The organism is Acinetobacter sp. UBA6720 (genome assembly GCF_002454215.1).
In the GTDB taxonomy this organism is placed as follows: domain Bacteria; phylum Pseudomonadota; class Gammaproteobacteria; order Pseudomonadales; family Moraxellaceae; genus Acinetobacter.
In genome coordinates, this window is the sequence record NZ_DKIK01000191.1 from 1 (window position 1) to 6937 (window position 6937).

The window sequence follows — 6937 nt, forward strand, 5'->3', positions numbered from 1 at the left end:
TCCAGAAATCACTGAAGTGCCTGCATTTAGCGCTGCAACCAATACTGCACTTGATGCAATTGTTGCTGATTTTTCTGAAAGCGATGCAAATCGTATCAAAGAAATCGAACGCACTACAAATCACGATGTAAAAGCGGTTGAATACTTCCTGAAAGAAAAAATTGAAGGCATCGAAGAACTTAAAAATGCAGGTGAATTCATTCACTTTGCATGTACATCTGAAGACATCAACAACTTGTCTCATGCACTAATGCTGAAAAGTGGTCGTGATGTATTGGTTGCCTCTATGCAGCAAATCATTGACTCAATCGTAGCATTGTCTGAAAAGCATGCTGACCAACCTATGTTGTCTCGTACACATGGTCAGACTGCAAGCCCAACCACTTTGGGTAAAGAAATGGCGAACGTAGCATATCGTCTTGCACGCCAAATCAAACAATTCAAACAAGTTGAACTTTTAGGCAAAATTAACGGTGCGGTAGGTAACTATAACGCTCACCTTTCTGCTTACCCAGACATTAACTGGCCTGCGCACTCACAAGCATTCGTTGAGTCTTTAGGTCTAAGCTTTAACCCATACACCACTCAAATCGAACCACATGACTACATGGCGGAACTGTTTGATGCTTTACGTCGTTTCAATACGATTTTGATCGACTTTAACCGTGACGTTTGGGGCTACATCTCTTTAGGTTTCTTCAAGCAAAAACTAAAAGACGGTGAAGTGGGTTCTTCAACAATGCCACACAAAGTGAACCCAATTGACTTTGAAAACTCAGAAGGTAACTTAGGCTTAGCCAATGCAGTATTGGCTCACTTAGGTGAAAAACTGCCAATTTCTCGTTGGCAGCGTGACCTAACGGACTCAACTGTACTACGTAACATGGGTGTTGGTTTTGCACAAAGCTTGATTGCTTTTGAAGCATGTTCAAAAGGCATTGGTAAACTTGAACTGAATGCTGCACGTATTGACGAAGACTTGAACAATGCGCAAGAAGTTCTAGCTGAACCAATTCAAACCGTTATGCGTCGTTACAACGTTGAAAAGCCATACGAAAAATTAAAAGCATTAACACGTGGTCAAGCGATGACGCGTGACATGATGGTTGACTTCGTTAATGGTAATGAACTTGAAGCTGTTCCTGCTGCTGACCGTGCACGTTTAGCGGAAATGACGCCTGCAACCTATACAGGTAATGCAGCTGAACAAGCAAAACAAGTTGCGGACTTAATTTCTAAAATCTAACTTTTAGAAATTAAAAAAAGCGAAGCTTAGGCTTCGCTTTTTTATTTATAATACAAACAAGCATATTGCACACATCTCATTGAAAAAATAAAAAGATGACAACCATACTGAAAACATCAACCATAGAAAATCCCATCAACGATCAACTGGAAAGGCCACATTGGATCTGTCTCATCCTGCTTTGTTTAGCAGTGGCTTTGGCTTCAATCCACCCGCTTGAACTCAGCTCTTATATCTTGCATCAGGTCGGAACTGTGTTCATGCTAATTACGCTGATCATTTGTCTGTATAAACTCGGACTCAGCTTGATGAGTTTTGTGCTGTATATTGTTTTTTTGCTGATTCATATACTTGGCGCACATTATCTGTATTCTTATGTACCCTATAATGAATGGTCGATCCAATACTTAAACCTTGACCTCAACCAGAGTTTAGGTTGGACACGTAATATGTATGATCGCTTTGTACATTTAGCATACGGTCTACTGCTCTACCCATTTTTCTATCGTGTATTTCAAGTCTGGTTACCGCAACTTTCAAAACTGACACTATTCCTTTTGGTGATTCAGTTTGTGATGGCAAGCAGTCTGATTTATGAATGGATTGAATGGCTGATTGCGATGGGCTTATCACCTGAAGATGCTGAAAATTATAATGGCCAGCAAGGTGACATGTGGGATGCTCACAAAGATATGCTATTAGCAACCGTTGGCTCAATCATCACAGGCATCATTTACTTATATAAAAGCTAATCAACAGTTAGTCGAATAGAGGCAACTGACGACTGTACAAAATTGATTGCACGTATTGTAATTGATGCACGAAACTTTAAGCAGACCATAAAAAAACACCACGTTGGTGGTGTTTTATAAACATCAATCTTTTGCAGACTCATCTGCTGGCACTTCTGTGATACGACCACCACGTGCGAGAAAAGCAGCCACTTCATCTTCTAGCGCTTGGCGCTGTTTCAATTTCGCAGTCACAGTGAGTGTCTCAGCTTCGGCAACATCACCATCACTTGCTGCATTTTCAGAAGAATCTGATGCGCCCTTTTCAGCGGCTTGTGCTTCGTCCTCATCAACCGCTGAGTCTTCTACATCATCATAATCATTTGAATCAGTCATCTTAATCTCCCCACAAATGACCTTTAAGGTTCCAATGTATTACTGGTTTTCAATTATGTTGAAATTTAACAAGCTCTCAGCCTTTCGCATAGTCTTATTCAACAGAAAATCGTATCTTTTTTAATCAAAATCGTAATCTTATTTTACGACTGGCTAAAAAATAACACTTCCCGTCTTAGACAGCATAACGCGTCTCTTTGAGCAACCCTAAACCATTGGCCTGTGTCATAAAAGCATCTTTTAATACAGGCAATTTTTCAACCTGTTTCAAACCAAAGTTTCGTGCCCACACTACGGGAAAGAGTTGTGTAGTTTCCATCCAACCAATCGCAGACATGCTATGCATCATGGCATCATTTTGTCCTTTACGGCGGTGTTCATAACGCTTCAATGTTTGCTCATTTGCCCATACGCCACGTGCTAGATCATGTAGTAATGCATCACATAGTACAGCTGCATCAAGACAACCGATATTCACCCCCTGTCCCGCCAACGGATGAATCACATGAGCCGCATCACCAATTAAAGCCAAACCCGCTTTAACATATTGTTGTGCAGCACGTGCTTTGAGTGGGAAAGTAGCACGCGGTGTCGCTTCCAACACTTCGCCTAACATGTGGTGACTTTCTCGCGTTAACAGCTCGGTAAATTCAGCATCTGAAAGGGCTGCATATTCTTCTGCATAGTCATCAGGTAACGTCCATACGATCGACTGCCAATGTCCTGCTTGCTCTGGTTTTAAACTCGCCATCGGTAAAAATGCCAAAGGGCCAGTTTCTAAGAAAATCTGACGTGCAACATATTGATGTGGCTGTGCCGTCCGAATGGCACAACTCAAGCCTGCTTGTTTGTAGTCGAGTACATCAATATCAATAAATGCTTGCTCTCGTACAAAAGAGTTTGCACCATCTGCGCCAATCACCAGTTTGGTTTTTAGCACCGTGCCATCGGCTAAATGGATATACCATAACCCAACACCTTCTTCGACACGGGCAACTTTAACTTGGGTGCGGTAATCATTGAGTATAGTAAGCATCTGCTGTTGAATCGCTAAATTGAGCAAACTTGGCTCGACCATAGAACCGAGAGCTTGTTCGCCTTGTGGTTCCTGCTGGGACGCATGACCAAAGTTAATTTCACCATAGCCATTTTTATTCCACACCTGCATGCCGCTATAGGGCATCTGGCGGGCAATTTTATCCCAAACATCAATGGTTTTAAGCAAATGTATCGTTGCTTGACTGAGTGCCAAAACACGTGGGTTGGCAATGCTTAGCGTTTTTTGTTCATCTAAAATAGGCGCAGCATCTAGTACTGTCGCTTGCACACCACCCTGTGCTAAAAGTAAGGCTGTCAGTCCGCCAACTAAACCACCACCGATGATCACCACATCTAAAATATCAGCTTGAACTTGGCTCATGCTTTTAGCCCCATGGCATAGTTAGCTACTAGCGGTTTAATGCCTGGAATTGTATCAAATGCGACCAGCCCCGTGTTTCGAATAAATTTTAAGATCGGGTTGCTGTTGCTAAAACCACGCACTACCGAATCGCAGAACTTAATTACACGCTGTTGGTCAGTCAAACGTGAAGCTTCATAGGATTGCAACATCGTTGCATCACCCAAGTCTGCATCTTGCGCACTTTGTTCCGTTAAATAACGGACCAAGACGTGCGCATCACGCATACATAGGTTAAAACCTTGCCCTGCAACGGGGTGAATGGTATGCGCGGCATTGCCCATTAACACCACCCGTCCTGCGGCCTGTTTTTCTGCTAGTACTTGTGATAATGGAAAACTAAAACGCTTACCTGTTTTTTGGAATTTACCTGCACGATCGCCATAGGTTTCTTGTAAGGCATTTAAAAAGTGTTGGTCATTTTCATCGCCCAACCATTCCCCTTCAGTACCCTTTTGCACAGGCCACACCACAGAACGACGGTATTCACCCGGAAGCGGTAACAATGCCAATGGCCCTAAACTACTAAAGCGCTCGAAACCCACATGGTTGTGCGGTTTTGAGGTTTGTACGGTAGTCACAATAGCGACTTGGTCATAGTCATGTTCTGAAGCGCCTATTCCTAAAGCTTTACGGCAGAATGAATCACGTCCATCTGCAGCAATAATGAGTTTTGCTTGCATTGAAAGTTCATCTTCTCCACGGTTTGCTTCAATGTACGCCAAATCAGCATCTTGTGTCAGTTGAGTGACTTGTACACCATCAATCAGCTCAATGAGTGGCTGTTTTTGAACCTCCGTCAGTAGTACACGACCAAGCCATGCGTTTTCGATGACTTGCCCGAAGCTTTCGACTTTTTCTTGTTCAGCTTTAAGACGCGCCTTACCAAAGCTGCCTTGTTCGGTGATATTTACTTCTAAAATAGGCGTTGCATGTTCTTGTAACGCACTCCATAAGCCCAGTTCTTGGTAAATTTGGACTGTACGACGTGAAAGTGCGCTGTTTCTTGCATCAAAGCTAGAATGGTATGGCACAAGGTTTACATCATCATAATTTGGGTATTTGATCGCTTCTAAAAGCTTCACCGCAATGTTTTGTTTGGCTAACATCAACGCCAGACTGAGTCCGACCATACCACCACCAACTATGATGACTTCTTGTTGCATGCTTCTATCCTTTTTATGGCGTACCTAAAGTCAAAAACTTCAAATACCTATAAGTTTTAATGGATTTATATTACATCAAAGATTTTCTTTTTTATAATGAAATGGATGTTTTTGCGTACTTTCAGCGTAAAGTGCTCTGCCATGATTTAGAAAAGACAGTCTTTTTGATTTCCATCAAAACTTGTTCTGCGCACTGTTTAAACAGACTTATAAGAAATGTGGAGCTTTGACCTCATAATAAGCGTGTAACGTAAATAACCACTAAAAAGCCCAACCAATTCAGATTGACCTCTTTAATAGAAAGCAAGTATTTGAATTTAAAATATAATTTTAAGAATTGCGTATAAGGCGTATTATGTTAATTTTAGGAAATCTTATAAAAGAATAAAGTTTAATCTACTAATGTTTGGACCCATTGCAAGCTTCCGCTCATAGATATACCTACACCTAAATTTGCTATATGTAAGTATTCTTTTGGAATATAAGAAAATAATTTACCGTCAATGTAAGCAATCCAAAATTCTGGAGGTGGGCAATCGCACTCATCGAAGAACCCTTTAGTTTCTTCATATGCCAAGCAATCATACATAGAGCATGAAATATCAAACTCTAATATTCTTCCAGTAGAATTAAGTGAATGTGTCTGTTCTTTGACTTTATATTTAGAAAAAACAGATTGAATTACTTTAGGATAGTTTTTGTTAACAACTTCACTAAAATTTCTATTACACATACTCCAAAGTTTTTCTATTCTTATTGTAGGAGAATTTTTAAAAATATATGGATTCCCCTCAAAAAAAATTGGATTCTGATTTAAAAGAAAACCTTTTATTTTCATAAGCCTAAATTCTATATCGAATATGCATTTATTGATTTAGATATTAAATCCTAATGGCTAGTTTTGATAGCTTAAAAGATCCCATTTAACAAAATAGCGTTATACGAAACGAGAGTGCTAGAACCTAGTTAAAGTGCATCTAGCTCCGTTAACACAATCCTAAGCGTCCGAATTGCGGAAGCACGGAAAATAGTATTAGTTCCGTCAATAGACGGATTTTTATCTGTCCAAGCGATTGCTGCAAGACATTGAATACCCACATAGAATAGAAATTTCATTTTAGGCACTGTCTGTTTATATGTATATTCCCAACCTTCTAAAAAAGCATTTCGCAATTCCAGATCAGAGAAATCTATATCCACCCAAACAATTTTCGCTAAATCGTAGACCGCATCTCCAATACGGGCAGCGTCAAAGTCTATAATACCCGAAATCCGATTTTCACTGTCTGCAAGGATATTTCGACCAATATAGTCACAATGCAGTAAATTAAGCTGTGTTGGCTCACATATAGCTTTACCGTACTTTTGTAACTCATTCAATTGATCACAAAATTCGTGATGATCGGATGACAATGGATTGATACGCGACATCCATTTGGAGATCATCTTATAAAAAATAAAAGCCGATCTCATGATCGGCTTTTATACAGTAAATGATATTTATCGTGCCATTAACGCTTCTATCTCTTCTACCGACTTCACCACTTTCACAGTCAAATTCAGTGGACCGTTTTGGGTTGCTACGATGTCATCTTCAATACGAATACCAATGCCACGCCATTTCGCATCGACAGTCTCATCATCAGGTGCAATGTACAAGCCCGGTTCAACCGTCACCACCATACCTTCTTCATAGGCACGCCACACACCTTCTTGTTTATATGAACCCACATCGTGAACGTCCATACCGAGCCAGTGTCCTGTGCCATGCATATAAAACTGACGGAAACTTTCCTTTTGGATAATCTCTTCAATATCACCTTGCATAATCCCCAGATCAAGTAGACCTTGGACTAGAGATGCGCACAGCAACATTATGTGGTTCTTTATACGAGTTGCCTACACGCACTGCGTCAATTGCAGCAAGTTGTGCATCGAG

At 40.7% G+C, this 6937-nt stretch carries 6 protein-coding genes and 2 pseudogenes; 2 read left to right on the forward strand and 6 right to left on the reverse strand.

All coding sequences use genetic code 11. The annotated features are described in order from the left end of the window. Together purB and B4F08_RS16225 are read left to right on the forward strand one after the other, a co-directional pair. Positions 1-1246, forward strand: a 1246-nt coding sequence (purB, locus tag B4F08_RS16220; RefSeq protein WP_291375357.1) for an adenylosuccinate lyase, incomplete at its 5' end; no start/stop codon positions are given. A gap of 95 nt (positions 1247-1341) precedes the next feature. After that, positions 1342-1998, forward strand: coding sequence for a DUF2238 domain-containing protein (locus tag B4F08_RS16225; RefSeq protein WP_291375358.1), 657 nt, complete (start codon positions 1342-1344; stop codon positions 1996-1998). A gap of 123 nt (positions 1999-2121) precedes the next feature. Here B4F08_RS16225 and B4F08_RS16230 read toward each other — a convergent pair whose 3' ends face one another. The 6 genes and pseudogenes from B4F08_RS16230 to B4F08_RS16255 form a co-directional block, all read right to left on the reverse strand. Then, positions 2122-2373, reverse strand: a complete 252-nt coding sequence (locus B4F08_RS16230) for a hypothetical protein (protein ID WP_086207818.1) — start codon at positions 2371-2373, stop codon at positions 2122-2124. Between the two features lie 175 nt (positions 2374-2548). Then, a complete protein-coding gene (locus B4F08_RS16235) occupies positions 2549-3793 on the reverse strand; it encodes an FAD-dependent monooxygenase (protein WP_291375360.1) in 1245 nt (414 codons plus the stop codon). After that, on the reverse strand, positions 3790-4998 hold the full coding sequence (ubiH, locus tag B4F08_RS16240; protein WP_086207820.1) for a 2-octaprenyl-6-methoxyphenyl hydroxylase: 1209 nt from the start codon (positions 4996-4998) through the stop codon (positions 3790-3792). Before ubiH ends, B4F08_RS16235 begins: the two co-directional genes overlap by 4 nt. A 391-nt stretch (positions 4999-5389) precedes the next feature. Then, positions 5390-5836, reverse strand: a complete 447-nt coding sequence (locus tag B4F08_RS16245) for a hypothetical protein (RefSeq protein ID WP_291375361.1) — start codon at positions 5834-5836, stop codon at positions 5390-5392. 128 nt (positions 5837-5964) lie between these two features. Further along, positions 5965-6444 (reverse strand): annotated as a pseudogene (locus B4F08_RS16250) (aminoglycoside phosphotransferase family protein); the annotation flags it as partial. 54 nt (positions 6445-6498) lie between these two features. Then, positions 6499-6937: pseudogene (locus B4F08_RS16255) on the reverse strand (M24 family metallopeptidase); the annotation flags it as partial.